Consider the following 464-nt stretch of genomic DNA (forward strand, 5'->3'; position numbering starts at 1 on the left):
ACGTTCTCGGCGATCTTGTGCATCGGCACGTGACCGGGGCCTTCGATCATCACCTGCACGCCATGGGATTTCGCGACTTTGGTGAGCTCACCGAGGGTGCGCAGCTCGGCGAACTGCGCGGCATCGTTGGCGTCGGCGATACACCCCGGGCGCAACCCGTCGCCGAGGGAGACGGTGACGTCGTAATGGGCGAAGATCTCGCAGAGCTCGGCGAAATGGGTGTAGAGGAACGACTGTTGCTGGTTGGCCATGCACCACTTGGCCATGATCGATCCGCCGCGGCTGACGATGCCGGTGATGCGCTCGGCGGTCAGCGGCACATGCTCGAACAGCAGCCCGGCGTGCACGGTCATGTAGTCCACGCCCTGCTCGGCCTGCTCGATCACGGTGTCGCGGTAGATCTCCCAGGTCAGCTTGGTGGGGTCGCCGTCGACCTCCTTCATGGCCTGGTAGATCGGCACGGT

1 protein-coding gene is annotated in these 464 nt (G+C 64.4%); it reads right to left on the reverse strand.

Translation table 11 applies throughout. From position 1 onward, the window contains the following. Window positions 1-464 (reverse strand): phosphomethylpyrimidine synthase ThiC (locus B8W67_RS20180; RefSeq protein ID WP_207567718.1); only part of this gene is annotated, 464 nt, incomplete at both ends.

The organism is Mycolicibacillus koreensis (genome assembly GCF_002104795.1).
Taxonomy (GTDB): Bacteria; Actinomycetota; Actinomycetes; order Mycobacteriales; family Mycobacteriaceae; genus Mycobacterium; species Mycobacterium koreense.